Origin of the sequence: Halobellus clavatus, assembly GCF_900107195.1 — an archaeon.
GTDB lineage: Archaea > Halobacteriota > Halobacteria > Halobacteriales > Haloferacaceae > Haloquadratum > Haloquadratum clavatum.
On the sequence record NZ_FNPB01000003.1, the window covers coordinates 244,881 to 268,471 of the forward strand.

General features: G+C 65.4%; 24 protein-coding genes. 14 read left to right on the top strand and 10 right to left on the bottom strand.

Annotated features, from left to right (window positions below; genetic code table 11):
• The first annotated feature begins 56 nt into the window (after positions 1-56).
• On the top strand, positions 57-389 hold the full coding sequence (locus BLU74_RS06775) for an FUN14 domain-containing protein (RefSeq protein ID WP_089766509.1): 333 nt from the start codon (positions 57-59) through the stop codon (positions 387-389).
• A gap of 24 nt (positions 390-413) precedes the next feature.
• Here BLU74_RS06775 and BLU74_RS06780 read toward each other — a convergent pair whose 3' ends face one another.
• Entirely contained in the window at positions 414-1,139 is a 726-nt protein-coding gene (locus BLU74_RS06780; RefSeq protein ID WP_089766510.1) for a ribosome assembly factor SBDS, read from the bottom strand.
• Positions 1,140-1,340: 201 nt separating this feature from the next.
• On the opposite strand from BLU74_RS06780, the gene BLU74_RS06785 reads away from it, so the two are divergent.
• A complete protein-coding gene (locus BLU74_RS06785) occupies positions 1,341-1,520 on the top strand; it encodes a hypothetical protein (RefSeq protein ID WP_089766511.1) in 180 nt (59 codons plus the stop codon).
• A gap of 19 nt (positions 1,521-1,539) precedes the next feature.
• Here the strand turns inward: BLU74_RS06785 and trxA are convergent, their stop codons facing one another.
• Entirely contained in the window at positions 1,540-1,878 is a 339-nt protein-coding gene (gene trxA, locus BLU74_RS06790; RefSeq protein WP_089766512.1) for a thioredoxin, read from the bottom strand.
• Between the two features lie 66 nt (positions 1,879-1,944).
• Complete coding sequence (locus BLU74_RS06795) at positions 1,945-2,613, bottom strand: 2,5-diamino-6-(ribosylamino)-4(3H)-pyrimidinone 5'-phosphate reductase (protein WP_089766513.1); 669 nt, start codon at positions 2,611-2,613, stop codon at positions 1,945-1,947.
• Positions 2,614-2,759: 146 nt separating this feature from the next.
• Between BLU74_RS06795 and BLU74_RS06800 the strand changes: the two genes are divergently transcribed.
• Positions 2,760-3,785 (top strand): glycosyltransferase family 4 protein, encoded by a 1,026-nt coding sequence (locus tag BLU74_RS06800; RefSeq protein ID WP_089766584.1) that lies wholly within the window; start codon positions 2,760-2,762, stop codon positions 3,783-3,785.
• A gap of 56 nt (positions 3,786-3,841) precedes the next feature.
• On the opposite strand, the gene BLU74_RS06805 is transcribed toward BLU74_RS06800, so the two are convergent.
• Positions 3,842-4,291, bottom strand: coding sequence for a DUF7510 family protein (locus BLU74_RS06805; RefSeq protein ID WP_089766514.1), 450 nt, complete (start codon positions 4,289-4,291; stop codon positions 3,842-3,844).
• A gap of 242 nt (positions 4,292-4,533) precedes the next feature.
• Between BLU74_RS06805 and BLU74_RS06810 the strand changes: the two genes are divergently transcribed.
• On the top strand, positions 4,534-5,292 hold the full coding sequence (locus tag BLU74_RS06810) for a GNAT family N-acetyltransferase (protein WP_089766515.1): 759 nt from the start codon (positions 4,534-4,536) through the stop codon (positions 5,290-5,292).
• A 127-nt stretch (positions 5,293-5,419) separates the two neighbouring features.
• Here BLU74_RS06810 and BLU74_RS18875 read toward each other — a convergent pair whose 3' ends face one another.
• Together BLU74_RS18875 and acs are read right to left on the bottom strand one after the other, a co-directional pair.
• Entirely contained in the window at positions 5,420-5,572 is a 153-nt protein-coding gene (locus tag BLU74_RS18875; RefSeq protein ID WP_175454580.1) for a hypothetical protein, read from the bottom strand.
• Positions 5,573-5,739: 167 nt separating this feature from the next.
• Entirely contained in the window at positions 5,740-7,722 is a 1,983-nt protein-coding gene (acs, locus tag BLU74_RS06815) for an acetate--CoA ligase (RefSeq protein WP_089766516.1), read from the bottom strand.
• Between the two features lie 317 nt (positions 7,723-8,039).
• On the opposite strand from acs, the gene BLU74_RS06820 reads away from it, so the two are divergent.
• Genes BLU74_RS06820 through BLU74_RS06835 form a run of 4 tightly spaced genes read left to right on the top strand, consistent with a single transcriptional unit; the run spans position 8,040 to position 12,397 of the window.
• Positions 8,040-8,669 carry a nitrous oxide reductase accessory protein NosL gene (locus BLU74_RS06820; RefSeq protein ID WP_089766517.1) on the top strand — a complete coding sequence of 210 codons (630 nt, stop codon included), beginning with the start codon at positions 8,040-8,042 and terminating at the stop codon, positions 8,667-8,669.
• Positions 8,669-10,705 (top strand): NosD domain-containing protein, encoded by a 2,037-nt coding sequence (locus BLU74_RS06825; RefSeq protein WP_089766518.1) that lies wholly within the window; start codon positions 8,669-8,671, stop codon positions 10,703-10,705. The genes BLU74_RS06820 and BLU74_RS06825 overlap by 1 nt, the downstream gene beginning before the upstream one ends.
• Positions 10,702-11,481: an ABC transporter ATP-binding protein gene (locus BLU74_RS06830; protein WP_089766519.1), complete on the top strand. Its 780-nt coding sequence runs from the start codon at positions 10,702-10,704 to the stop codon at positions 11,479-11,481. The genes BLU74_RS06825 and BLU74_RS06830 overlap by 4 nt, the downstream gene beginning before the upstream one ends.
• Positions 11,474-12,397 (top strand): ABC transporter permease, encoded by a 924-nt coding sequence (locus tag BLU74_RS06835; protein ID WP_089766520.1) that lies wholly within the window; start codon positions 11,474-11,476, stop codon positions 12,395-12,397. Before BLU74_RS06830 ends, BLU74_RS06835 begins: the two co-directional genes overlap by 8 nt.
• Before the next feature lie 50 nt (positions 12,398-12,447).
• Here the strand turns inward: BLU74_RS06835 and BLU74_RS06840 are convergent, their stop codons facing one another.
• Positions 12,448-13,086 (bottom strand): FAD-dependent oxidoreductase, encoded by a 639-nt coding sequence (locus BLU74_RS06840; RefSeq protein WP_089766521.1) that lies wholly within the window; start codon positions 13,084-13,086, stop codon positions 12,448-12,450.
• 287 nt (positions 13,087-13,373) lie between these two features.
• Between BLU74_RS06840 and BLU74_RS06845 the strand changes: the two genes are divergently transcribed.
• The 3 genes from BLU74_RS06845 to BLU74_RS06855 all read left to right on the top strand — a co-directional run bounded on the left by BLU74_RS06845 (position 13,374) and on the right by BLU74_RS06855 (position 17,188).
• Positions 13,374-15,128, top strand: a complete 1,755-nt coding sequence (locus tag BLU74_RS06845) for a 2-oxoacid:acceptor oxidoreductase subunit alpha (RefSeq protein ID WP_089766522.1) — start codon at positions 13,374-13,376, stop codon at positions 15,126-15,128.
• Complete coding sequence (locus BLU74_RS06850; protein ID WP_089766523.1) at positions 15,125-15,988, top strand: 2-oxoacid:ferredoxin oxidoreductase subunit beta; 864 nt, start codon at positions 15,125-15,127, stop codon at positions 15,986-15,988. The genes BLU74_RS06845 and BLU74_RS06850 overlap by 4 nt, the downstream gene beginning before the upstream one ends.
• A gap of 111 nt (positions 15,989-16,099) precedes the next feature.
• Positions 16,100-17,188: a DoxX family protein gene (locus tag BLU74_RS06855; protein WP_089766524.1), complete on the top strand. Its 1,089-nt coding sequence runs from the start codon at positions 16,100-16,102 to the stop codon at positions 17,186-17,188.
• Positions 17,189-17,260: 72 nt separating this feature from the next.
• Here the strand turns inward: BLU74_RS06855 and BLU74_RS06860 are convergent, their stop codons facing one another.
• Positions 17,261-18,409, bottom strand: coding sequence for a hypothetical protein (locus BLU74_RS06860; RefSeq protein WP_089766525.1), 1,149 nt, complete (start codon positions 18,407-18,409; stop codon positions 17,261-17,263).
• 277 nt (positions 18,410-18,686) lie between these two features.
• Here BLU74_RS06860 and BLU74_RS06865 point away from each other — a divergent pair, with 277 nt between their 5' ends.
• From BLU74_RS06865 to BLU74_RS06875, 3 genes are all read left to right on the top strand, one after another.
• A complete protein-coding gene (locus BLU74_RS06865) occupies positions 18,687-19,922 on the top strand; it encodes a digeranylgeranylglycerophospholipid reductase (RefSeq protein WP_089766526.1) in 1,236 nt (411 codons plus the stop codon).
• Positions 19,923-19,975: 53 nt separating this feature from the next.
• Complete coding sequence (locus BLU74_RS06870) at positions 19,976-20,800, top strand: aldo/keto reductase (protein WP_394327866.1); 825 nt, start codon at positions 19,976-19,978, stop codon at positions 20,798-20,800.
• Between the two features lie 75 nt (positions 20,801-20,875).
• Positions 20,876-21,070, top strand: a complete 195-nt coding sequence (locus BLU74_RS06875; RefSeq protein ID WP_089766527.1) for a DUF7333 family protein — start codon at positions 20,876-20,878, stop codon at positions 21,068-21,070.
• Between the two features lie 48 nt (positions 21,071-21,118).
• Here the strand turns inward: BLU74_RS06875 and BLU74_RS06880 are convergent, their stop codons facing one another.
• Together BLU74_RS06880 and BLU74_RS06885 are read right to left on the bottom strand one after the other, a co-directional pair.
• Positions 21,119-22,225 carry a DUF373 family protein gene (locus tag BLU74_RS06880; protein ID WP_089766528.1) on the bottom strand — a complete coding sequence of 369 codons (1,107 nt, stop codon included), beginning with the start codon at positions 22,223-22,225 and terminating at the stop codon, positions 21,119-21,121.
• 143 nt (positions 22,226-22,368) lie between these two features.
• Positions 22,369-23,292 carry a coiled-coil protein gene (locus BLU74_RS06885; protein ID WP_089766529.1) on the bottom strand — a complete coding sequence of 308 codons (924 nt, stop codon included), beginning with the start codon at positions 23,290-23,292 and terminating at the stop codon, positions 22,369-22,371.
• Positions 23,293-23,591 lie beyond the last annotated feature (299 nt).

Sequence of the window (23,591 nt, forward strand, 5' to 3'; positions counted from 1 at the left end):
CGGTGGTCCCTACGCAGTCCCACAAACGACTTATACCCCGGCCGGAGACGTGGTGTATGGTCGAACCGTTACAGCTCTCGCTTGATCCGACCCAGCTCGGTCTGGAGTTCGGAAGCGGCGCGTTGATCGGCGGAATCATCGGGTTCGCGGCCAAGAAGGTCGCGAAGGTGATCGCCGTCATCATCGGATTGGAGCTCGCGCTGTTCAAGTTTCTCGAATCCCGCGGCATCCTGAGCGTCGACTGGGAACGTCTCACGTCGGGGCTCGTAAAGACCACCCAGACGGCCGCCGACGGGACGCCCCCGGACTGGATCTCGACGATCCTCTCGACGCTATCGATCTCTGCGGGGTTCACCGGCGGCTTCCTGGCCGGGTTCAAGAAGGGATAATTCTCCGGTACTCCCAGCGCGGCCTCAGCGGGTGCTGAGTTCGTCTTTCTCCTTGATGATCCGGGTCTCGGCCTCACCGGACGTGTGTTCGTTCACCAGATCGTAGAATTCGTTTTGCATTCCCGCGGGGAACGTGACGACACCCACCCACGAGCCGTCCGGCTGCCACTCTTCACGCTCGAGATCCCCGTACTCTCTGACCTGCGCCTGCGTTTTACCGGCGTATTCGGGAGGCACCTGCACCGCGACGGTCACCTCGTCGAAGCGGATCGGGATCACGGGTCGGAGCGCGTCCAGCGCTTCGTCGACCTGCGCCTCGACGGGTTCCATCGGATCGACGCGAAAGCCCGCTTCTTCGAGCGCGCGCTCGATCCGCTCGGGCGGGTGCGGCGCGTTGTCCATCTGTGGGTTCACCGCATTCCGCGCGATGCGGTTGATGAGGTTCTTGCGTTTCTGTTCCTGCATTTCTCGGCGTTGATCGGCCGTGATCTGGATCTCTCCCTCACGGATCACCTCGGGGATGATTTCGAGGGGATCTGTCGTCTCGAAGACGGTCTTGAGGTCCTCCTCGGCCGGGCGATCGCCACGGGAAGCGTCCTCGAAGACGTCTTCGGCGGCGATCACGTCCTCGAGGTCGCCCTCGAATTCGCCGCGTTTGATCGCCAGTGCGGCGTCGGGGTCGACGAGTACCTCGAACCGCTCGCCGTGCGATTCGAGTCGTGCCGTTACGGCCTCGTCAAGTGAGATCATACCTCCCCTTTCGAGTTCGGGGGTAAAAAGCCTCCCTGCACCGGATTCAGTTCGGACTCTGTCCCCGGATGCGAAGCCGACCGTCCGCACCCGTGAGTCGGGGGCAGGGTCGCCGATATCTGGCGTTTAACGACTGATTATACGTCAAAATCGCGTGATAACTCACGATTAATTAACTGACGGTAGGCTGTATGCCATCGTATGACCCGCGTCGTCGATCGTGAATCCTCCGTGTCCGCCTCCGCCTACCACGTCGTCTGTCACGACTGTCAGACCGAATCGATCGCCTTCGCAGAGGACGAAGCGGAAGCGCAGCTCTCTGAACATCGGTCTGAGACTGGTCACAACGTGGAAGTTGCGCTCCTCGCGGACAACGGCTGACCGCGCGAGCGACGGCTGATTACGCCGCCAGCTCTTCGATGACCGCGAGAAGGTCGTCCTTGTCCTGCACACCGACCACGCTGTCCTGTTTCGATCCGTTCTTGTAGAACTCCAGCGTCGGGACCGAGCGGACGCCGGCGTCTTTGGCGAGGTCCTGGAGCTCGTCGATGTCGACTTTGAGGACGGCCGCGTCTGTCTCCGAGGCGAGTTCCTCGACGGTCGGCTCGAGCATCTTACACGGACCGCACCACTCAGCGTGGTAATCGACCATTACGACGTCGTGGTCTGCAACGAGTTCATCGAACTGGTCTGCGTTCTCGACGTGGATCGGCGCGCCGGTCGCTTCGGGCGTGCTCATACCACACCTTTTCGCGGCAGCCCCTTACCTATTTCGAGGGTTGGGCCACTGATCGCACGACCGAAGTCACCGCTCGTCGACGTCGTACTCGAGGAGGACCCCGTCGTCGATCCGGGTCGTCGCCCGGAGCGAGAGTGACGGAAACGACTCGACGAACCCGTCACCGTCAACGAGCGTCGGTGCGTCTCGGCCGCCGATAATCAGCGAGCCCACGTAAACCGAGAGTTCGTCGACGAGCCCTGCCGCGAACAGCGAGTGGATGACCTCGCCACCGCCTTCGACCATCAGCGCCTCGATCCCGTCTGCTTCGAGCTCCGAGAGGGCCGAGTCGAGATCGACTCGTTCAGTCCCCGCGGTGAGCACGGTCGCGCCGGCGGCTTCGAGGTCTTGGCGACGCTCACCCGAGATCGACTGTGAGGTGAGCAGATACGTCTCCGCGGCGTCGTCGAGGATGCGCGAGTCCAGCGGTGTGCGGCCCGTCGAATCGACGACGACGCGGGCGGGATTCGGGGCCTCGCCGCGCTCGCGCCGCTGGTCGCGGCGGTCGTCGTCGTCGAGGGTAAGGTGGGGATCGTCCGCTAGGACTGTTCCGACGCCGACGAGGACCGCGTCGTTGTCGGCGCGGAGTCGATCCACGCGGGCGAAATCTGCCGATCCGCTGATCCGGACCTGCTCGCGGCGACGGGTCGACAGCTTCCCGTCGACGCTCGTCGCGGCGTTGACGACGATGTGCATACCGGGTTCTCGACCCGGTCGGACAAGCGGATTTCGGTCACCCGCGCACGAAGGCGCACGCGAACTATTACAGTTTCTCGACAGTACGGGCAGGACTTATGTGAGCCACCGTGGTCAGATATACGCGTATGCCGCCGAAGGTGCTGATGCTCGGGTGGGGGTTTCCGCCAAACGTGAGCGGTGGACTCGACACCCACGTGGGGGAGTTGTTCGACGGGATGCGAGACCGCGGTGTCGATGTCGAACTCGTCCTTCCAGCCGAGTACGCGCCTGAGGGTCGCGAGGGGATCGTCGGCGTCCCGACCGGCGACGGCGACATCATCACCCGGGTCGGTCGGATGAGCTCGACGTTCGCCGAGCGTGCCGAGGCCGCCGACGTGATCCACACCCACGACTGGTTCGGCTACGGACCGGGTTCGCGGGCGAAGTCGAACGCCGACGTGGAGTGGGTGACGACGTTCCACTCGCTGTCGAACGATCGGAACGTCGACCCGCCGAAACGCGAGGTGGAGACCGAACGCCGACTCACCGAACGGGCCGATCATCTGGTCGCCGTGAGCGAACTCACCGCGAACGAGGTCCACCAGCAGTACGGCGGCGACCCCACGGTGATCTACAACGGATTCTCCGAGTGCGAGACGACCGGCCGCGACTACAAGACCGAACTCGGGATCGACGGCGAAATGCTGTTCTTCGTCGGTCGACACACCGACCAGAAGGGAATCTCCCACCTCGTCTACGCGCTCGAAAAGCTCCGTCGCGACGACGTGACGCTCGTGATGGGTGGATCGGGTCATCTGACCGCACAGCTGAAGCGGTTCGCGGAACTGCTCGGTGTGGCGGACAGAATCGAGTGGGTCGGCTACGTGCCCGAAGAAGAACTCGGGGACTACTACGCGTCGGCGGACCTGTTCGTCTCGCCGTCGCTGGCGGAACCGTTCGGCATCACGATCACCGAGGCACTCTCGGCGGGGACCCGCGTCGTCGCCACCAGAAGCGGCGTCAACGAGGTTCTCAGCGAGGAGTGCGTCGTCGAGGTCGACCCCAACTCGGAGTCCATCGCTGCGGGCATCGAACGCGGACTCGAACTGGAGGGGACCCCGGAGTACGATCCCATCACCTGGGACGAAGTCGTCGAGCAGACCGTCTCCTTCTACGAAGACATCGTCTGAGGTGCCCTCCGTCTCTGACGTCGGCGCGGTGAGTTGGCGGGCTGCTGCAGCCGTCGCTATCGCAGGAGCCGGACGTCGTGCGCCGGTTCGGGGTGTCGGATCCGGTACCCTTCGGCGGTCGACACCATTCCCTCGCTCGGCAACTCCTGTCTGGCCGCCTGATACGGACTGTCGCTCTCGATGCCTCGATACGGACTGGAACTCTCCGCACCCTGGTAGGGACTGGAGCGTTCTGCCCCCTGATACGGGCTCGAACTCTCTGCCCCTCGGTACGGGCTTGAATCAGTCGCTCCGTCCTCGGCGTTGCCGCCGCTCGCCTCGCGTTCGAAGTCTTCCGGCGGGAGATAGATCCGCTCGCCCATCTCGGACCGCACGATCACTGCGGTGTCCCGATCGCCGCGCATCGTCACGACTGTCTCCCCGTTCTCGATGGTGACAGAGAACGTGACGCCCCCCTCGTCGTCGCCGCCATCGCCGTCGACGGTCGCGTCGTCTTCGGTACTCATAGGCGCACCGTCGGCCGCGGCCTACTTAATCGCTGGCAGTGTGAGACTCCTGGCGCTGACGGGGGACGCAGAGCCTTGGTTGCCGGAGCGGGTCGTTCATATCGAGCGGGTCGGGCGCGGATCGCCGGCAAAATTTGACATTTAGACATTGATTCGGCAGTACGGCCGCTCGGATTGCGAAAGGACCACACCTCGGCGGAGATTTCCCCGAATGTCAAGTGGGGGGACGACCATATACGTGTATGGACATTCGCGATGCTACGACGGAAGACGTAGCGGAGATTCGCCGTGTCGCCGCCGAGTCCTTAAGCGCCTCGTACGGCCACGCCATCCGCGAGGACGCGATCGACGCCGCCATCGACAAGTGGTACAGCGCCCAGCGGGTGACCGCCTCGCTCAACGACGACAGCGAGGTGTTCGTTCTCGCAGCGGACGAGGGAGGCGTCGTCGGGTTCGCCCAGAGCGAGATTTCGGAGGGCCGCGAAACCGTGGGGTACCTCGACTGGCTCCACGTCGTGCCGGAACACCGGGGAGCGGGGATCGGCTCGCAACTGCTCGCCAGGCTCGAACAGGAACTGATCGAGGCGGACGTCGACCGACTGGAGGGGCGTGTCCTCACCGAGAACGAAGAGGGCGTCACCTTCTATGACGACCAGGGCTTCAGCGAGGTCGGCGAGCGGACGGTCGAGATCCGCGACGAGACCTTCACCGAGCGCGTCTACACGACGTTCCTCGACGACGACCAGGGCGACCCGACGGGGCTGGACGAGCGGAGGACCGAGGACGGGACGTCTGTCCACATCGCCTACGACGAGTCCGTTCGCGGTTCCGATGCGCCGTTCTTCGCGGTCTATCTCGACGGCGACCGCTCAGAGCGTTACGGGTGGATGTGCGGCGCTGACGACAGCCTCGATATCGCGATGGATACGATGGAACGGCTCGAGTGCAACGGCTGCGGAAACCGTCGGAAGCCCGTCCGGTGGGACGCGGCGTATCTGTAGCGTCCCGTTTTCTCTCGGCCCGACGTTGTCCACGGCGTTTTCTTCCACGTACTCGCGTGATCCCGTCGTCGCTGGCCCGCGGCGCGTGTAGCCACCCCGCCCGCTGGCACGGAGCGATCGGAGCGCGTCAGCCGGATACCGCCGCTTCGAGGTCGAACCCCGTTTCACACTCGCTGCAGTACTTCTCGATATCGCGCTCGATGATGTCGATGTCGTTCGAGTAACAGTACACGTCCGGGTTCCCGCAGTTCGGACACGCCTCGAGTTCGGGGACGACCATTCCGGGACTAATCGTGTGGCGGTTCTCTCATAGCCGTTGCGTTCGGTTGCGCCCGATGCGTGGGGAGATCGGACGCGATGATCCCGATCCCCCGTTTGCTCACGGTGGAGAGGGATTCCGGGCTTCGAACGGCGGGTGACCGCCTCGACCGAGGAGCCGTGACCTCCTCAGTCCGAGACCTTCACCTGGATGTCTTCGACAATCTCGGGGTTCCGCAGCGTCGTCGTGTCGCCGAGTTCCTCGCCGTTGGCGATCTCTTCGAGGAGGCGACGCATAATCTTCCCCGAACGGGTCTTCGGCAGTTCGGGCGTGAAGATCACCTTCTCGGGCTTCGCGATCGGCCCGATGGCCTCGTTGACGCCCTCGATGATCGCGTCTTGCATCTCGTCGGTCCCCTCGTAGCCGTCTTCGAGGATGACGTACGCGTACACGGCTTCGCCGGTGACCTCGTGATCGCCGCCGACGACGGCCGCTTCGGCGACGCCCTCGACGCCGACGATGGCGGATTCGATCTCCATCGTCCCCAGGCGGTGCCCGGAGACGTTGATCACGTCGTCGACGCGGCCGAGGATAGTGATGTACCCGTCCTCGTCGATCTTCGCGCCGTCCTCGGGGAAGTACACCCACTCGTCGGCGTCGGGGTCGGAGTACTCCTGCCAGTACTCATTGACGAACCGCTCGTCGTTCTGATACAGCGTCCGGAGCATCCCCGGCCACGGTCTGTCCACGGTGAGGTAGCCCGCACGCCCGGCGTCGACCTCCTCACCCGAAGCGTCGACGACGCGCGCGTCGATTCCCGGGAGCGGCGGCCCCGCCGAGCCCGGTTTCATCGTGTTGATGCCCGGCAGCGTCGTGACCATCATCCCCCCAGTCTCGGTCTGCCACCACGTGTCCACGATCGGGCACGCCTCGTCGCCGATGTGCTTGTAGTACCACTTCCAGGCGCGGGGGTTGATCGGCTCGCCCACCGTGCCCAGCAACCGGAGACTGGAGAGGTCGTGTCGCTCGGGGAACTCCGAACCCCACTTCATGAACGCCCGGATCGCGGTCGGAGCGGTGTAGAAGACGTCCACAGCGTACTTTTCGACCAGTTCCCACAGGCGGTCCCGTTCGGGGAAGTCCGGCGTTCCCTCGTACATCACGGTGGTCGTCCCGAGCGAGAGCGGGCCGTAGACGATGTACGAGTGCCCGGTGATCCACCCGATGTCCGCCGAACACCAGTAGGTGTCTTCGGGTTCCAGATCGAGCACGGCGTGAGACGTCCACGTCGTGTACGCGAGGTAGCCGCCGGTGGTGTGCTTGACACCTTTCGGTTGCCCCGTCGTCCCCGAGGTGTACATCAGGAAGAGCATATCCTCGGCGCTCCGCTCGACGGGGTCCACCCGAGCGCCCGTGTGCTCCGCTAAGAGCGCGTCCCAGTCGTGTTGGTTGCCTTTGAGGTCGTGCCCGAAGCCGTCCTCGCCAAGGCGATCGACCACGACGGTCGCGTCGACCCCGTGGTCGACGCCTCCGAGCCCGTCGTTGGCCTTCTGGAGGTGGTCGAGCGGGTCGCCGCGGCGGTAGTAGCCGTCGCACGTGATGAGGTACCGGGAGTCCGCGGCGTTCATCCGCGTCGCCAGCGCGTCGGCGGAGAAGCCGGCGAAGACGACCGAGTGCGGCGCGCCGATGCGTGCACACGCGAGCATCGCGATCGGGAGTTCCGGCACCATCGGCATATAGAGCGTCACCACGTCGTCCTCCTCGACGCCGAGGTCTCGCAGCGCCGCGGCGAATTCGTTGACCTCGCGGTAGAGGTCCTGATAGGTGTAGGTCCGAGTCTCGCCGTACTCGCCCTCCCACTGGATGGCGGCGCGGTTCTTATCGCCGTTCTCGACGTGTCGGTCGACGCAGTTGTACGAGGCGTTGAGGGTGCCGTCGGCGAACCACTCGTAGAACGGCCCTTCGGAGTCGTCGAGAACCTGGCTGTACTCCGAGTCCCAATCGAGCATGTCGGCCGCCCGGGTCCACGCGTGCGGCCAGTTCTCTTCGAACTCCTCGTAGATCGATTCGTCGGCGACGTTCGCCTGTTCGACGAACCCAGCCGGGGGCTCGAAGCGCTCCTGTTCGACGAGCCGTGCTTCGAGATCAGCTTCTCCGTCGTTGTCAGTCATATACGTTCACAACATTCGAAGGACCCGTCATAAATCCTCCCGCCACCCGTCGATCAGCGCCCGGCGGTCGGTTCGGGGACGCCCGGCAGCAGCGTTTCCGACGGCGTCGACTCGGTCTGGTTGCAACGACTCTCCACGACCCCAGTGGGCCTGTTGACTACTCGGTTCGGCTGTCCGTGTCGTCGGCGACGGTAAGCCCGTTTCGCTCGAACGCATACCAGATACTAGTATTGGACGGACGTGGGTTTCATCCAAATTATTCTCAGCTGACTGGAATCGCCCGCGCTGTTTTATCCGTCGGGTGAGTACCCATTCATATGAGGCAGACAGACTCTCCGAGTGACAACCGGGGCGACGAGACGCCCTCCATACATCGACGTCAGGTGCTGGTCGCGAGCGCGGGCGCGACGACGCTGGCGCTCGGTGGCTGTCTCGGCGGGGGCGGGTCGGGCGACAGTGATAGCGACGGCGACGCGCCGGCGGCGATCACCGTCCCGCAAGGCGCGACCTGCGACGTCTGCGGGATGACGATCAGACAACACCCGGGTCCGACGACGGAGATCTTCTACGCCGACGAGCAGCCGAGCAGCCACGAGAACCCCGCGCGGTTCGACAGCACCTGGGAGGCTTACCAGTACGAATTCGAACGCGACGAGCAAGGCTGGGAGGACGTCGGATTCTACGTGACGGACTACTCGACCGTCGAGTACGAGACGTTCGAGGACGGCGGCGACACGCTCATCTCCCGACACTACGAGGCGTCGTCGTTCGCGCCGGCGAGCGAGGTGACCTACGTCGTCGACAGCGACGTGAAGGGAACGATGGGCCGTGACCTGATCGCGTTCACCGACCGCGCCGACGCCGAATCGTTCCAGTCCGAACACGGCGGGTCACTCACGGCCCACGACGGCGTCACGCCCGAGGTCGTCGCGGGGCTGGGGAAGTAATGGCACTGCTCTCGCCGACCGGGACGGCGTGGCTGACAGTCGGCATCGGGGTCGTGCTCGTCGTCGTCAGCGGCTCGTTCGCGCTCACGCCCGCCGGCGGCGAAACGCTCGATCCCGTCGCCTTCGAGGACACCGTGAGTATGGGCGGAACGGGTGTCGACGACCGCCGGGCGGAGGCCGAGGGGTTCGTGCTGCCGCGAGCGGAGGTGTTCTACTCCGGGTATCGCTACGTGGTCGGCTACGTCGGCATCGAAACGGCCGCGAGCGAACTCGGCGACGAGAGCGCTCGACGGCAGTTCGGCGATCCGCTGGCCGTCTACGTCTCTGACTTCTCGACGATCTCCCCGACGGTCACCGAGGAGGGCTACGTCGCTCCCGAGCGCGGGCGGGCAGTCGGGTGGACGCCCGCCGAGCGCGCACACTTCGTCGTCGACAGCGGCGCGCGGATCCCCTCCGGTCCGATCGTGCTGCCCTTCTCCGAACAGCGAGACGCCGAGCGGTTCGCCGCGTCTCACGGGGGCCGGGTCGTCGGCTGGGACGCCGTCACTTCCCGGGCCGGCGACCCGCTCCCGGCGCGATTGCGCGAGTTCGAGCAGTCGATCGACGACCGGCACGCGTGGGCGAATCGGACGGTCGACGCAGCGATGGAACGGCGTGACCGACCTGTGAGCGTCGTCGTCGGCGACGACTCTGCGCGGCGGGCGGCGGCTGTACCGAGCGACGCGCGGACTGCGCGCACGATCGAGGCCGCGCTCGCGGCCGCGCCTCCGAACACGACGGTCTTCGTCCCGGCGGGAACCTACGACGTCGACCAGGTCGTGGTGAACCGATCGGTCACGCTCGCCGGTGCCGGTCCCGGCACCGACGGTGAGGCGACGACGCTCCGTGGCGACGGCAACGGGAGCGTGGTCGTCGTCCAGGCCCGCGGTGCGTCCGTCGCGGACCTCCGCGTCGACGGCGTCGGAAGCGTCGGCAGCCGCGGCCGCGAGCGTCGCAACGAGTCGGTGGACTGGGACACCACCGTCCAGTTGGCCTACGGCTACGGCGACGCCGGCCTCGTCCTCGACGGGGCGACCGGGGCGTCGGTCGCAGACGTCGCGATCGACACCCCCGCGAGCGGCGTGATCGTCCGCGACAGCCCGGGTTCGGTCGTGCGGGAACTCACCGTGCGCGGCGCGGACACCGCTCGGGAGGGATTCATGGGCGTCGTCCTCATCGGCGCGCCGTCGGTCGTCGCGGACTCGACGTTCCTCGGTGGCAGAGACGGCGTGTACACGCACCGCGCTGACGGGAGCGTCATCCGCGACAACCACGCCGACCCCGGGCGGTACGGCGTCCACGAGATGTACACCTCGGAGTCGCTGGTCGCGAACAACACCGTCAGGAACGCCCAGACCGGTGTCGTCGTGATGACGCGTCCAACCGACAACATCGTCGTGGGCAACGACGTCAGGCGGAGTACGTACGGCGTCATCCCGGCCGGTGGCGGGTCCTACTACGCCCGCAACGTCGTCGTCGACAACGAATACGGAATCGGCGTCGCTGGCGACCGCAACGCCTTCGTCGGGAACGTCGTGGTTGACAACCGCGTGGGCGCGCGGGCGAACGAGATCCTGCCGGCGAACTGGGTCGTCCGCAACGACTTCGTCGGCAACGACCGCGCCGTCACGTCCGAAATCGGCCCGCTCCGGACGTGGTCCCACCGCGGCGTCGGCAACTACTGGGGAGCTCTGCCGATCGCTGACGCCGACGAGGACGGCGTCTACGACCGCCCGTACCGACCGACAGGGACGGTCGACGGCCGGGTCGGCCGTGTCCAGGGTGCAACGACGCTGGCGCAATCACCGGCGTCAGCGACGCTCAGACGGGTCCAAGACGCGGTTTCGGGCCTCCGGCAGTCCGGCGTTGTCGACACCGACGCCCGGACGCGCCCGAGCAAATCCGCTCTGCTCGCAGCGGCTCGTAACGGCACCGACCCGGCGAACGAGACGCTGGCGCAGGTCAACGGCTCAGTTGCCGGGGGTACAGCGCCGTGAGCGACACTGACCCGTCGCCGACGGCGTTGCGCGCGAGGGGTATCGACCAGGCCTTCGCCGACGTCGAAGTGCTCACGGACGTCGATCTGACGGTCGATCGCGGCGAAGTCGCAGCGATCGTCGGCCCGAACGGATCCGGGAAGTCGACGCTGCTACGGATTCTCGCGGGCGTCAGTCCCGCCGACGACGGCACGGTCGCGGTCCCGGTCGAGGGCGGCGCGCGCAGCCTCGGATACCTGCCGCAGCGGCCCGCGTTTCGCGGTGGGTTCACCGCCCGGGACACCCTGGCGTGGTACGCGTCGTTCCTCGACGGCGTCGACGCCGACGACGTCGACGCGACGCTGGATCGGGTCGGCCTCACCGGCGTGGGCGATCGGGCAGTCGGGTCGCTCTCCGGCGGGATGACCCGACTACTGGGACTCGGTCAGGCGGTCCTGGGTGACCCCGCCGCGTTGATCCTCGACGAACCGGGGAGCGGACTCGACCCCGCGATGGTCGAACGGCTGTTCGCCGTCGTCGGCGAACTCGCGGACGACGGCACTGGCGTCGCGGTCGCGTCTCACGAACTGCCGGCCGTCGAAGCGCACGCCGAGACGGTCCACGTCCTCGACCAGGGTGACTTCGTGCGGAGCGGTTCCCCGGAGGCCCTCCTCGAAGAGACCGAGACGGCCTCGCTGTCTGCGGCGTTCCGGAGCATCGTCCGCCCGGAAGGCACAGCGTCGACGGTCAGCGCCGGTGTCGGTCGTGACGCCTCGGGGGTGACCGACGATGAATGAGGGCGACGACGGCGCGGCGACTGCTCGCGAGGAGGGAGGAGTCACAGAGACCGTTGTGACGCGCATCTTCCTCAGCGTCGATCAGACGGGGTCGGACCTCCTCGTCGTCGCGACCCGTGAGCTCCGGACCATCGCTCGAACGCCGGCGTTGCTCGCGCTCTCGGCAGCGTTCGTGGTCAGCGTCGCCGGCGTCGCCTGGGCGGGAACGGGCGGCGGCGGCGGGTTCGTGCCGCTGACGCTGGATCTGCTCACGTTCGTCGAAGTTCTGGTGCCTCTCCTCGCCGTCGCCTTCGGGTACCGCTCGATACTCGGCGACCGCGAGACCGGAGAACTCGACGTCCTGCGGACCTTCGATGTGTCGCGGACAGCCTACGTCGGTGGCGTCTATCTCGGCCGCGCACTCGCGCTCGTGAGTCTGATCCTCGGGACGCTCCTCGCGGTCGGCCTGCTGGTGCCGTTCCTGACTGCCGACATCCCGACCTTCCTGGCGATCAACGCCGCGGCGGACTCGGGCGTTCGGTACGTCCGGTTCGTCGCCCTCGCCGCCGGCTTCACGCTCACGGTCCTCGCGGCGACCGTCGCGATCTCCGCGGCTGCTCGGACCGCTCGAACGGCGTTCGCACTGGCAGCGGCACTGGCGGCAGCGCTCGTCCTCGGCATCGACACGGCGCTCGTGGCGGGACTCGCCGGCGGGGTGATCCCGGAGAGCGGACTGCCGACGCTGCTTGCGCTGAGCCCGAACAGCGCCTTCCGTAGCCTCGTCCTCTCCACGGCGGTCGGAGTGCTGGGCGGTGCCGAGGTCGCGGCGGGCAACCCGCTCGCGAACGCGATCGGACTCGGTCTCTGGTGGCTGGGCAGCCTCGGGATTGCGGTGTGGCAGGTGTGGCCCGCAGTGGACAACCGAGACGGCGAGTGAGCGGGCCGGGGTTCAGCCCCCGATCCCGACTCGTTCGATCCCCGTCGGGATCACCCGAAGTTCTCGAACTTGGCCTCGTCGGCGTCGACGGCGGCGGCTTCGAGGGCGGCTGTCGCGTCGTCGACGAACTCGGCGAACCCGTAGACGAAGAGCTGTTCGCCGGGGTCGCCGGTGACGGCGTCCTCGACGGCCGCGCTGATATCACCGGCAGTGATCGAGACCGAGACGCCGGCCTCCCGGAGCGCGTCCAGGCGCTCTTGGTGCGCCGGCGCGTCCGTCTGATACACAATGGCGGCCTCGCTCCCGTCGGCAAGCGCCGCTTCGGCGATCCCCACTGCGGGTCCGACGCCGGGCCCGCCCGCGAGGACGACGGCGCGCGATTCGCCGTCGTAGAAATTCCGCCCGAACGGCCCGGAGATGTCCAGCGTGTCGCCGGGGGTGAGAGCCAGGAGATATCGACTGAACGCACCCGCTTCCTCGGGGTCGACCCCGACTGTTACCTCGAAGGTGTCGTCGACTGACGGCGAGGAGAGCGTGTAGAACCGAGCGTATTCCTCGCCGTCGACGGTACCGAGGAGTTTCACGAACTGTCCGGGCTGGGCGGTGAACCCGTCGGGGGACTCCAGTTCGAGAGCGATCGTGTCCGGTCCGACGTCGCGGACTGCGCTGACAGCGACTGTCGCGTCCATACGAGACGGTTATTGTTCCGGCGAGAAGGCCTTTGCCTTCGCGACTGACAGCACCGATTGAACACGGAAAAGGGGCCGGTACAAGCGGTCCGGCGGTTCGCCCGTTCCGGCCACAACGGGTGGACAATCATTCATTTATTACGCTTATATTGGCCATAATAAGCGATATAATCGGGTTTACTGGGGAGTAAAATGAACAATTAAAAAATTATGGCGGGATCGAACCGTTTCTTTTTTCAAGGTTTTTCAGAAGGCTTTTCTTAGGGCCACAGCAATCCCTTAGCCACATGCCTGCGGACTTCAACTGGGCCATCGGCGGAGAAGCCGGCGATGGCATCGATTCGACGGGAAAAATCTTCGCCCAGGCACTCTCCCGGGCCGGGCGGCACGTGTTCACGTCGAAGGACTTCGCGTCTCGCATCCGGGGCGGGTACACGGCGTACAAAGTCCGGACCGCCGTGGATCAGGTCCAGAGCGTCGTCGACCGGCTCGACGTTCTCATCGCGTTGACCCCCCGTACGATCGAGGAGAACCTCGACGAACTCCACGACGGTTCCGTCATCATTTACGATGGCGAACGCACGACGATGGAGAACGTCGAGATTCCCGACGGAATGATCGGACTGGACGTGCCCCTGAAACGGCTCGCTGAAGAAGCCGGCGGCGCGATTATGCGCAACGTCGTCGCGCTCGGCGCGGCCTGTGAGGTCGCGAACTTCCCGATCGAGAACCTCGACAGCGCGCTGGAGAAGCGCTTCGGCTCGAAGGGCAAGTCGCTCGTCGAGAACAACAAGGAGGCCGCCCGCAAAGGACAGGACCACGTCGCTACCGAGTACGACCACGACCTCGAGTACGACCTGGAGACGACGGACTCGGACTACGTGCTGCTGAACGGTGATCAAGCCATCGGGATGGGAGCCATCGCTGCCGGCTGTAAGTTCTACGCCGGCTATCCGATCACGCCGGCGACGGACGTGATGGAGTATCTGACGGGACGCATCGAACAGTTCGGCGGGCACGTCCTCCAGGCCGAGGACGAGTTGTCGGCGATCAACATCGCGCTCGGCGCGGCGCGGGCCGGTGCGCGATCGATGACGGCGACGTCCGGGCCCGGGATCGACCTGATGGCCGAGACGTTCGGTCTGGTCGCGACCAGCGAGACGCCGCTCGTCGTGGTCGACGTGATGCGCTCGGGTCCCTCGACGGGGATGCCGACGAAGCAAGAACAGGGCGATCTGAATATGATGCTCTACGGCGGTCACGGAGAGATCCCGCGACTCGTCCTCGGGCCGACGACGATCTCGGAGTGTTTCTGGAAGACCGTCGAGGCGTTCAATCTCGCCGAGAAATACCAGACGCCGGTCTACATCGCCGCGGACCTCTCGTTGGCGGTCACCGAACAGACGTTCCCGCCCGAGGCGTTCGACATGGACGAGGTCGAGATCGAGCGCGGCAAGGTGGTCGACGAGGAGACCATCGAAGAGTGGCAGAACGAGAAGGGCCAGTTCACGCCGCACGCGATCACGGCGGACGGCGTCTCACCGCGGGCGTTCCCCGGGACGGCCGACGGTGCACACATGTCGACCGGACTCGAACACGACGAACTCGGGCGACGGACCGAAGACACCGAGATGCGCGTCGAACAGGTCGACAAGCGCACGCGGAAGGTCGATACCGCCCGCGAGGAGGAGGACTGGTCGCCCCGAGAGTTCGGCGACCCCGACTCGGAGAACCTCGTCATCTCGTGGGGGTCCAACGAGGGCGCGATGGAGGAAGCGATCGAATTCCTCGAGGAGGACGGCGTCGACGTGCGGTTCCTCTCGGTCCCGTATCTCTACCCGCGGCCCGACCTGAGCGACGCAGTGGACTCCGCGGAGAACGTGATCGTCGTCGAGTGTAACGCCACCGGCCAGTTCGCCGACGTGGTCGAACACGACACGCTCTCGCGCGTCGACCGCGTGAACAAGTACGACGGCGTGCGATTCAAGGCGGACGAACTCGCAGATGAGATCGACGCCGCCCTGCAGGAGGCAAGCCAATGAGCTCAGACGTTCGATTCACTGACTTCAAATCCGACAAGCAACCGACGTGGTGTCCCGGCTGCGGCGACTTCGGGACGATGAACGGGATGATGAAAGCGCTCGCGAACACCGGCAACGACCCCGACAACACCTTCGTCGTGGCCGGGATCGGGTGTTCCGGCAAGATCGGGACGTACATGCACTCGTATGCGCTCCACGGTGTTCACGGACGCGCACTCCCCGTCGGGACGGGTGTCAAACTCGCGAACCCCGACCTCGAAGTGATGGTCGCCGGCGGCGACGGCGACGGGTACTCCATCGGCGCGGGACACTTCGTCCACGCCGTCCGTCGCAACGTCGATATGACCTACGTGGTGATGGACAACCGGATTTACGGCCTGACGAAGGGGCAGGCCTCGCCGACCTCGCGCAAGGACTTCGAGACGTCGACGACGCCGGAAGGACCGCAGCAACCGCCCGTCAATCCGCTCGCACTCGCGCTCGCCTCGGGTGCGACGTTCATCGCACAGTCGTTCTCGACGGACGCCCAGCGGCACGCCGAGATCGTCCAGGAGGCGATCGAACACGACGGCTTCGGGTTCGTCAACGTGTTCAGCCCCTGTGTTACCTTCAACGACGTCGACACCTACGACTACTTCCGAGACAACCTCGTCGACGTCGCCGAGGAAGGCCACGACCGCACGGACTACGACGCCGCCAAAGAGAAGATCCTCGACGCCAGCAAGGAGTATCAGGGCGTCATCTGGCAGAGCGAGAAGTCGATCCCCTACAGCGAAAAGCACGGCGTCGACACCGATATGTCGCAGATCGACGACGGCGCGCCCGAGGGCGCGATGGATCTCGTCCGAGAGTTCTACTGAGCGGAACCGTTCGATCACGGACTGCCTGGGTTCTCGTTTGCCGATCCGAACGCGGACCGATAGAACGGATTCCGCCACCCGTCTTTTTGCCGTCCGACCCGTAGCGTCTCTATGATCCGACGAACCCTCCGCTGGGTCGCCAGCGCGGTCGCGCTCTCGATCGCGGCGGCCGGGCCCGCCGCTGCCCACGTCGATTACGTCACCGACGAAACCGCTCCCGGCACTGTGGGAGAACTCTTCGCAGCGGTGTTTTCCTCGCCGGTGGCGCTGGCGCTACTCGGCGGCGGTGGCGTCGCCGTCGCGGCCGTCACCCTCGGGTACCTCCGGTTCTCCGGGTCCCTGCTGGACATCGAAGTGGCCCGGCGGACGCTCGCGTCGTACCGGCCGTACCTCCCCTGGATGCTGCGACTCTCGATCGGACTGCCGCTGGTCGGCGCGGGGTTCGCGGGATACCTCTTCTCGCCGAGCGTGCCCGTGAACGCGCGACTGCTACAGGTCGGCATCGGGTTCGTGTTACTCTTCGGACTCGCGACGCGGATTGCCGCCCTCGTCGGTCTGGTGACGTACGCGTGGGCGCTTGCGGGGCAGTTTCCCGAGCTCCTCTTGGCCGGCGAGTACGTCGCCGGGTTCCTCGCGATCTTCCTGATCGGGCCGGGCCAACCCAGCGCGGATATGATGCTCCGGCGGATGGTGGCGACCGAGGGAACCATCCTCAGTCGGTTCCAGGGGCTCCCGAAGCCCGAGGACGTGCTCTCGGCGCTCGGACTCACGCCCGCGGCGGCACCCGTCGCCCTCCGGGTGTTCCTCGGCGCGAACTTCATCTACCTCGGGGTGGTCCAGAAGTGGTTCCAACCAGAACAGGCCGCTGCCGTCGTCGCGAAGTACGATCTCACGGCCGTCGTCCCCGTCTCTCCGGAACTGTGGGTGTTCGGGGCCGGCCTCACGGAGGCCGCGGTGGGCGTCCTCCTCCTCACCGGCACGCTCACTCGCGGGGCCGCGGCCGCCGCGTTCGTCATCCTGACGACGACGCTGTTCGGCCTCCCCGACGACCCCGTGTTAGCACACGTCACCCTCTTCGGGCTCTCGTCGGCGTTGATGGTGACTGGGGCCAGTGGGTTCTCGGTCGACGAGGCCGTGGTTCCGGCACTCCGGAATCGGCTGGGTGTGGGCGGGGATGTGACAGAGCGGCCGTCGACCTGACCGGTGGCAGTCACCCGGCCGTCGACTGTACCCAGCCGGGCCGAATCCCGCTCCGGATAATCAGCCGACTCTTCAGATGACGTATCCCAGGAAGTACTCGAACACCACTGAAGAGGCGTAGGGGAGGAACAGCGCGAAGAGGAACTCACGGAGCATCCCGAAGTTCAACGGGAGTTCGCTGGTCGATTGCACCCGTTGCATCCGGATGTGGTTGTAGGTGTACTGGCTGGTGTCGTCGATTGATTCCGGTTCGGCGTACGGGAACAGTTCGTCAGTCGACCCGACCCGTCGCACCGCCTCTGCGAGCGCGTCGATCTTCGCGGCTTTGGCGCTCGCGAGGTAGGATTTGATCCGTGCCATCGGACCGACGAAGAGCGCCACGCCGAGGGCCACGCCGGTCAGCAGGAGCACCGACGAAGACAAGTCGGTGGGACTCGTCCCGGTGGCGACGGTCTGAAAGAGTGCGAAGAGCGTCAGCAGGATGAAATACGAGACGGCGACGTTCTTGAAGAGGGTGCCCGCGGGAGAGAGGCCGGCGAACCCGTGTGGATCCGAGAAGTCGATGAGCGACGCCCGTTCGATTTTGAACGGAAGCACCACCAGCGCGCCGATGACGACTGTCAGAAACTCCGCCCCGATCGGATAGAGGACGAATGGAATGACGACGGTGAACCGGACGAGTGCGACCGGTCGTCCCGTCAGGGCGGCGACGGGACCCACGAGTCCGGCGAAGTTCGTCAACAGTTGGACGCCGTAGAGAGCCAGCCCGATCGACAGGACCGCGTACCGGACGCGGGCGTGAGCGAGAACCTCCAGTCCCGCGTTGGCCTTGCCCGACGGAGCAGCCGGAATCCCGATGAGATCCAAGAGCCGTTCGCTGATCGACCCTTCGAGATCGAGCGCCTCGGTGTCGGGGTCGTCGGCGTCGGGGAGGTCGTTGATTGCGGTCTCGTAGGTGGCCTTCGTTCGGAGAGTGATCCAGACGACGGCGGGCCAGGCGATCACCTGGAACACCTCCCCCGGGTTGACCGCAATGGAGAGGACCCCCGTCTGTAGCCAGCCGACGACCGAGAGCAGCGGAAGGTGAACGAGCACCACCGCACCGATGAGGAGATACGGGCCCGCCCGCGTCGAGTCGAACAGTCGCGCCGAGAGCCTGTCGAATCCGAAGGATGCGGACCCGCGCTCGATCCAGAGGTCGCGGACTGCGATCTCAGCCATCTATCCGACGGTGAGAGTATGTAACTAAAGAGGTTACGTCATCCGGTCACACGGGGTGATCGACCCGCTGCGGAATTCCGCCCTCTCGCGGGCGTCAGGAATGTTCCGGCGCGTTTTTTACCCGCGCGTCGATGTAGTATAACAACAGTGATTGCGGACGCCGCGACGGCCGGTCGAGGACGCGGGCGGGCGAACCACTACTCCCAGCACGGCGTCCCTGCGACCACGGCACCGCCACGCCGGTGCCTGCGGCCACCGTACACTACGGAAATACCATATGTCTGAGAACTACGATGTCGTCATCGCCGGAGCAGGCCCGGCTGGAGCACAGTGCGCGCGAGACCTCGCACAGCGCGAGTACGACGTGCTCGTGCTGGAGGCCGAACCCGAAGACCAGTTCCCGAGACAGTCGAACAAGTCGACGGCGGGGACGTTCGCGTCGATGACAGGCGCGTTCGGGATCCCCGACGACGTCGTGATGAACTACACCGACGAGGTCGTCCTCGAGTCGCCCAACCGCCACTTCGTCCAGCACCAACCCGGTGCCGTGCTCGAATTCGCCGACTTCAAGCGGTGGCTGGTCGCGGAGGGGCGGAGACACGGCGCGGACTATCGCTTCGACGCGCGAGTGAACGCCCCCGTCGTCGAGGACGGCGAAGTCGTCGGCGTCCAGTACGCGGGCGACGAGGAGGTGTCCGCCGACATCGTCGTGGACGCCACGGGGCCGGCGGCACCGCTCGCGAAGAAACTCGGCGTCTGCGACCTCGAACGGAAGAACCAGGCGGTCGGCATCGAGTGGGAGATGGAAGGCATCGACGTGGACCACCCCGAGTTCGCGGATCTGACCGACGCGATGATGCTGCGCCTCGATCACGAGTACGCGCCCGGCGGCTACTCGTGGATCTTCCACACGGGCGGTGACACCGCGAAAGTCGGCCTGTGTTACATCCAGAACGAGAGCTATCAGGAGTACGGCGACACGTCCAAGAGCATCGACGACCACCTCAACCACTGGCTGGAGACAGATCCGCGGTTCGCCAGCGCCCAGCGGCTCACGGACAAACAACAGCACCGGGGGAGCGCCCACATCCAGATGCCGGACGACCTCAGCACGGACGGGTTTATGGCCATCGGCGATACCGTGCCGACCATCGATCCGCTGTGGGGCGAAGGCATCCACAAATGTATGGAATCTGCGCGTGCCGCCGCCATCACCGCGGACCGGTGTCTGATGGGTTCAGAGCGGGACACCTCCGCGGACGCGATGGCGATTTACGACGATCTCTGGCACGCCCGCGTCGCACCGGATATGCGCACGCGATTGACGATGACGCAGTTGCTGTATCTCGCACCGAACGACCGCTACGACCGTCTGATGAGCGACCTGAACGAGATGGACATCGACACGCTCAGCGACGCGAACGATGGCAGCATCCGCGGGCTCTCGAAACTCGTCCACCTCGACGACGTGCCGCTGCTCGCAAGATTCGCGAAACAGCGGCTCGCCGAGTGACGTATCACGCCGCTTTCCAAACCCATAACGGGCCAACGTGACTTGTAGCTGGTATGAACGCTCACGAGCAGCGACGCGTGGAACTCACCGACGGGATGCCGATTCTCGGACTCGGCACGTGGCAGAACGACGATGCGACCACCTGTGCGAACACGGTCCAGACTGCGCTCGAAGCGGGCTACCGTCACGTCGACACTGCGCAGGCCTACGGCAACGAGCAGGCGGTGGGCCAAGGGCTCGCCGCCGCCGATGTCGACCGCGAGGACGTCTTTCTGGCGACGAAAGTCTGGATCGATAACCTCGGGTACGACGACGTGCTGGAGTCAACCCAGGCGAGCCTCAAGAAACTGGGCGTCGACTATCTCGACCTCCTGTACATTCACTGGCCGTCACGGGCGTACGACCCCGTAGAGACGTTCCGAGCGTTCGACGAACTCGTCGACAGGGGCGCGATACGACGGATCGGCATCAGTAATTTCCTGCCGGAACACGTCGAGGAGGCGATCGAACACGCCGACGCGCCGATCTTCGCCAATCAGGTCGAACTCCACCCGCTGTTGCCGCAGGCGGACCTTCGGGAGTACTGTGCGGAGCGCGACGTCGAAGTCGTCGCGTACTCACCTCTTGCTCGTGGCGAGGTCTTCGACGTTCCCGAGATCGTCGAAATCGCCGACAAGCACGACGTCAGTGCGGCTCAGGTGTCACTGGCCTGGCTCCGTGAGAAGGGCTTGACCGCGATCCCGAAAGCGACCGGCGAGAGCCACCTCCTCGACAACCTCGCCTCGGTCGACCTCGAACTCGACGCCGCTGACGTGGAGGCGATCGACGCCATCGACCGGACCGACAGGACGGTCGATCCCGGTTTCTCGCCGTGGTGACCGGCCGATCGCAAACAGCAGGGGTCGAGCACGGAGGGTAACCGATTTGCCGCCTCGGACCCAACGGGAGACCGTATGGAATTCACATTCGGGACGACGCTCGGTATCCTCGTTGCACTCATCGCCGCCGGCACCGCGGCGTTGATCGGATCCGGCGTGATGGCGATGGGGACGGTACTGATGATGGTGACGCCGTCGATGTTGGTCTTCGGAGTGATCTGTGTCGCGCTGGGGGTCAAACACGGCGAGCACCGCTCGAACGCCGCCTGACAGGCCGAACGCGGATTCTACGGGCACGAACCGAGACGAGCACCGGGCTCACTGCACGACGTCGTCGATCGACTCGCCGCTCACGCTGGCCGCGACGCGAACGCCGACGACGCTCACGACGATCCCCGCGATGATGAACGCCGCGAGCCGTTGACGAGGCGTCACGAGGTAGCCGAACAGTTGCGGACTCGGCAACGCGCTCTCACGCTGGAGGAACCATCCGGCGAACCCGCGGACGACCAGTCCGAGCGAGACGACACCGAAGGGAAGATTCAGGTAGGGCGTACTCACGCCGTCGGAGCCGATGAGTTCGTCGAGCAGTCGCCCGGCGCTCCCGGTCAAGGCCGCGAGGGCCAGCCACGGGACGGCGCTGTAAGTGAACTGCATCGTGCGGATGATGACTGATTCGGGACCGACCTGCGGCGAGACCGAGAGCGCCCCGAGGAAGATCCCGACCAGTCCGAGCCCCAGACTGACCGCGTAGGTGACGACCGAGACCCGCCCGGAGTACAGCGCGTCGCGCACCCGTTCGGGGACTTCTGAGAGGGACTCGTCGATCGCGAGTCCCTTGTACAGCAGCGCCGCCCCCAGGACACCGGCGAGGCCTGCGAGCGCGAAGCCCGTCGAAAAGAACGTCAGCAGGATCGGCAACAGGAGCAGCGTCGCGCCCAGTGGGACGAGGACTGTCGTCCGCAACTCCTCGTCGGCGAGAAACTGCTTGAGCAGGTAGTACGTCGATTCGATGTCGTGGGCCTGCCGGACGACCACGCGGTCGACTGAGTCGACGCGGAGTCGGCTTTCGACTACCGGGACGACTCGCTCGTCGCTGGCGGAATCGAGGACCACGACCGCCGAGTCGGGGTCGTAGTCCTCGATGAGTTCATCGAGCTGTGACGACAGGGACCGATCGGCACCGACCAGCGAGTCGCCGCCCCCGGCGACGACAGCGACGACCGTCTCCTCGTGATCGTCCCGGAGGTCGCGGGCGACGCGGAGTGCCTCCAACAGGCAGTTCACACTCGAATCCTCGGGGTCCGCGAGGCCGACGTCGGTGACGAGCGACTGGACGGCTTCCCAGCCGACCACCGGCAGCGCTAACCCAGTCGCGCGCCCGATGTCGTTCGAGCGGTCCACACAGAGGACGAGCGTGGTCACGGTCGTGCGAACGGTTCACTCGGTTAAAGTCCTCCCGGTCGCCGCAGACAGCGCGACCGCTCCTCGCGCCCATCCGCGAAAAAGAACCGTCAGAACGTGTGTCGGAACCGGAGTCGAAGCCCGGATTCCAGCCTCTCCAGCGTTTAGAGCAGCCCCGTCTTCTGGAGCTTCATCAGATCCTCGGTGTCGAGGGTCTCGCCTTCCTTGAACTTCTGGTAGATCTCTTCGGCCTCCTCCTTGGCGGCCTCGCGCTCCTCTTCGCGCTCGTCCTCGCGCTCCTGCTCTTCCTGCTTGTCGAGTTCGCGCAGGCGCTTTTGGACGCGGACGAAGTCCTCGTGGTGGCGGTCAGCGGCTTCCTGGGCCTCGACGAACAGCTCGTGCATCGCGTCGGCCTCGTCGCGGATGTCGTCGGCCTCTCGGTAGGCCTCGATCATCTGGTTGTGGTGTTCCTGTGCCTCGTCGGCGAGCTCGGTCACCTTCTGGTGGTGCTGGGACGCCTCCGAGCGGACCTCTTCGGCCTCCTCAATGAGTTCCTCGAGTTCACCGCTGTCTTCGACCTTCTCCTTCTTCTGGCGGAGTTCCTCGCGCTTGTCCTCGATCTTCTCGATGAGTTCGCGCTCGTCTTCTGTCGAGAGCACTTCCGTCTGCTGACGGAACTCGAGCTGCTCGATCTCCTCTTCGAGCTCCTCGATGTCTTTGCCGTCGTCGAGCTCGAGGTCCTCTTTCATCTGCTCGACTTTGTCGAACAGCTCGTTGGCCTTCGCGTTGAGCTCGTTTCGGCTCTCTTTGTGCTCTTGGACCTGCTCGTTGAGCTCGTCGCGCTTCTCGCGGTGCTCTTGGGCCTCGTCGACCTTCTCACGCGTCTTCGCGTTCAGGTCGTCGCGCTCGGAGGCGCGTTCGGAGGCCATCTGGTTGAGTTCGTTTCGTCGGTCTCGGAGCTGGCCGGCCACCTTGATCAGCTGGCCTTTCGAGCCGTTTTCGAGCTTCTCGTCGGTAAGCTCGATGTTATCCGATTCTTTGAGTTCCTGTACGTCGTATTCCTGAAGAACGTCTTGCTGCGTCACCATACGTAATCAATCCTCGATACCATCACCGCTCCGGACCGTGGCGGCTGCTCGTCGAGCGCTGCCGACCGTGGATAAGAATTCCCGATCATTCTGCGTGCTGTGCCGCCGGAACGCCGGAGGCGTTCTGGTACCTACATATTTCCGTCTACCGCATATAAATCTGCCGGTGCCACGAGCGCCTGAGATCCGCTCTCACAGCCATACAGCGCCTTGTGAGGAGTTATCAGCATTCGTGGGTGATATATAAATGAAAGTGAGAACTGTTCCCACACGATGTCCGGAACCGTGCCTGACTTATC

Bases quoted from the DNA above. Each gene is read 5' to 3' on its own strand.
- BLU74_RS06870 (WP_394327866.1), top strand. From the start codon at position 19,976: ATGAACGCTCACGAGCAGCGACGCGTGGAACTCACCGACGGGATGCCG.
- BLU74_RS18875 (WP_175454580.1), bottom strand. From the start codon at position 5,572: ATGGTCGTCCCCGAACTCGAGGCGTGTCCGAACTGCGGGAACCCGGAC.
- acs (WP_089766516.1), bottom strand. From the start codon at position 7,722: ATGACTGACAACGACGGAGAAGCTGATCTCGAAGCACGGCTCGTCGAA.
- trxA (WP_089766512.1), bottom strand. From the start codon at position 1,878: ATGAGCACGCCCGAAGCGACCGGCGCGCCGATCCACGTCGAGAACGCA.
- BLU74_RS06860 (WP_089766525.1), bottom strand. From the start codon at position 18,409: ATGGCTGAGATCGCAGTCCGCGACCTCTGGATCGAGCGCGGGTCCGCA.
- BLU74_RS06875 (WP_089766527.1), top strand. From the start codon at position 20,876: ATGGAATTCACATTCGGGACGACGCTCGGTATCCTCGTTGCACTCATC.
- BLU74_RS06855 (WP_089766524.1), top strand. From the start codon at position 16,100: ATGATCCGACGAACCCTCCGCTGGGTCGCCAGCGCGGTCGCGCTCTCG.
- BLU74_RS06810 (WP_089766515.1), top strand. From the start codon at position 4,534: ATGGACATTCGCGATGCTACGACGGAAGACGTAGCGGAGATTCGCCGT.
- BLU74_RS06775 (WP_089766509.1), top strand. From the start codon at position 57: ATGGTCGAACCGTTACAGCTCTCGCTTGATCCGACCCAGCTCGGTCTG.
- BLU74_RS06795 (WP_089766513.1), bottom strand. From the start codon at position 2,613: ATGCACATCGTCGTCAACGCCGCGACGAGCGTCGACGGGAAGCTGTCG.
- BLU74_RS06840 (WP_089766521.1), bottom strand. From the start codon at position 13,086: ATGGACGCGACAGTCGCTGTCAGCGCAGTCCGCGACGTCGGACCGGAC.
- BLU74_RS06785 (WP_089766511.1), top strand. From the start codon at position 1,341: ATGACCCGCGTCGTCGATCGTGAATCCTCCGTGTCCGCCTCCGCCTAC.
- BLU74_RS06845 (WP_089766522.1), top strand. From the start codon at position 13,374: ATGCCTGCGGACTTCAACTGGGCCATCGGCGGAGAAGCCGGCGATGGC.
- BLU74_RS06825 (WP_089766518.1), top strand. From the start codon at position 8,669: ATGGCACTGCTCTCGCCGACCGGGACGGCGTGGCTGACAGTCGGCATC.
- BLU74_RS06865 (WP_089766526.1), top strand. From the start codon at position 18,687: ATGTCTGAGAACTACGATGTCGTCATCGCCGGAGCAGGCCCGGCTGGA.
- BLU74_RS06780 (WP_089766510.1), bottom strand. From the start codon at position 1,139: ATGATCTCACTTGACGAGGCCGTAACGGCACGACTCGAATCGCACGGC.
- BLU74_RS06885 (WP_089766529.1), bottom strand. From the start codon at position 23,292: ATGGTGACGCAGCAAGACGTTCTTCAGGAATACGACGTACAGGAACTC.
- BLU74_RS06805 (WP_089766514.1), bottom strand. From the start codon at position 4,291: ATGAGTACCGAAGACGACGCGACCGTCGACGGCGATGGCGGCGACGAC.
- BLU74_RS06800 (WP_089766584.1), top strand. From the start codon at position 2,760: ATGCTCGGGTGGGGGTTTCCGCCAAACGTGAGCGGTGGACTCGACACC.
- BLU74_RS06820 (WP_089766517.1), top strand. From the start codon at position 8,040: ATGAGGCAGACAGACTCTCCGAGTGACAACCGGGGCGACGAGACGCCC.
- BLU74_RS06835 (WP_089766520.1), top strand. From the start codon at position 11,474: ATGAATGAGGGCGACGACGGCGCGGCGACTGCTCGCGAGGAGGGAGGA.
- BLU74_RS06850 (WP_089766523.1), top strand. From the start codon at position 15,125: ATGAGCTCAGACGTTCGATTCACTGACTTCAAATCCGACAAGCAACCG.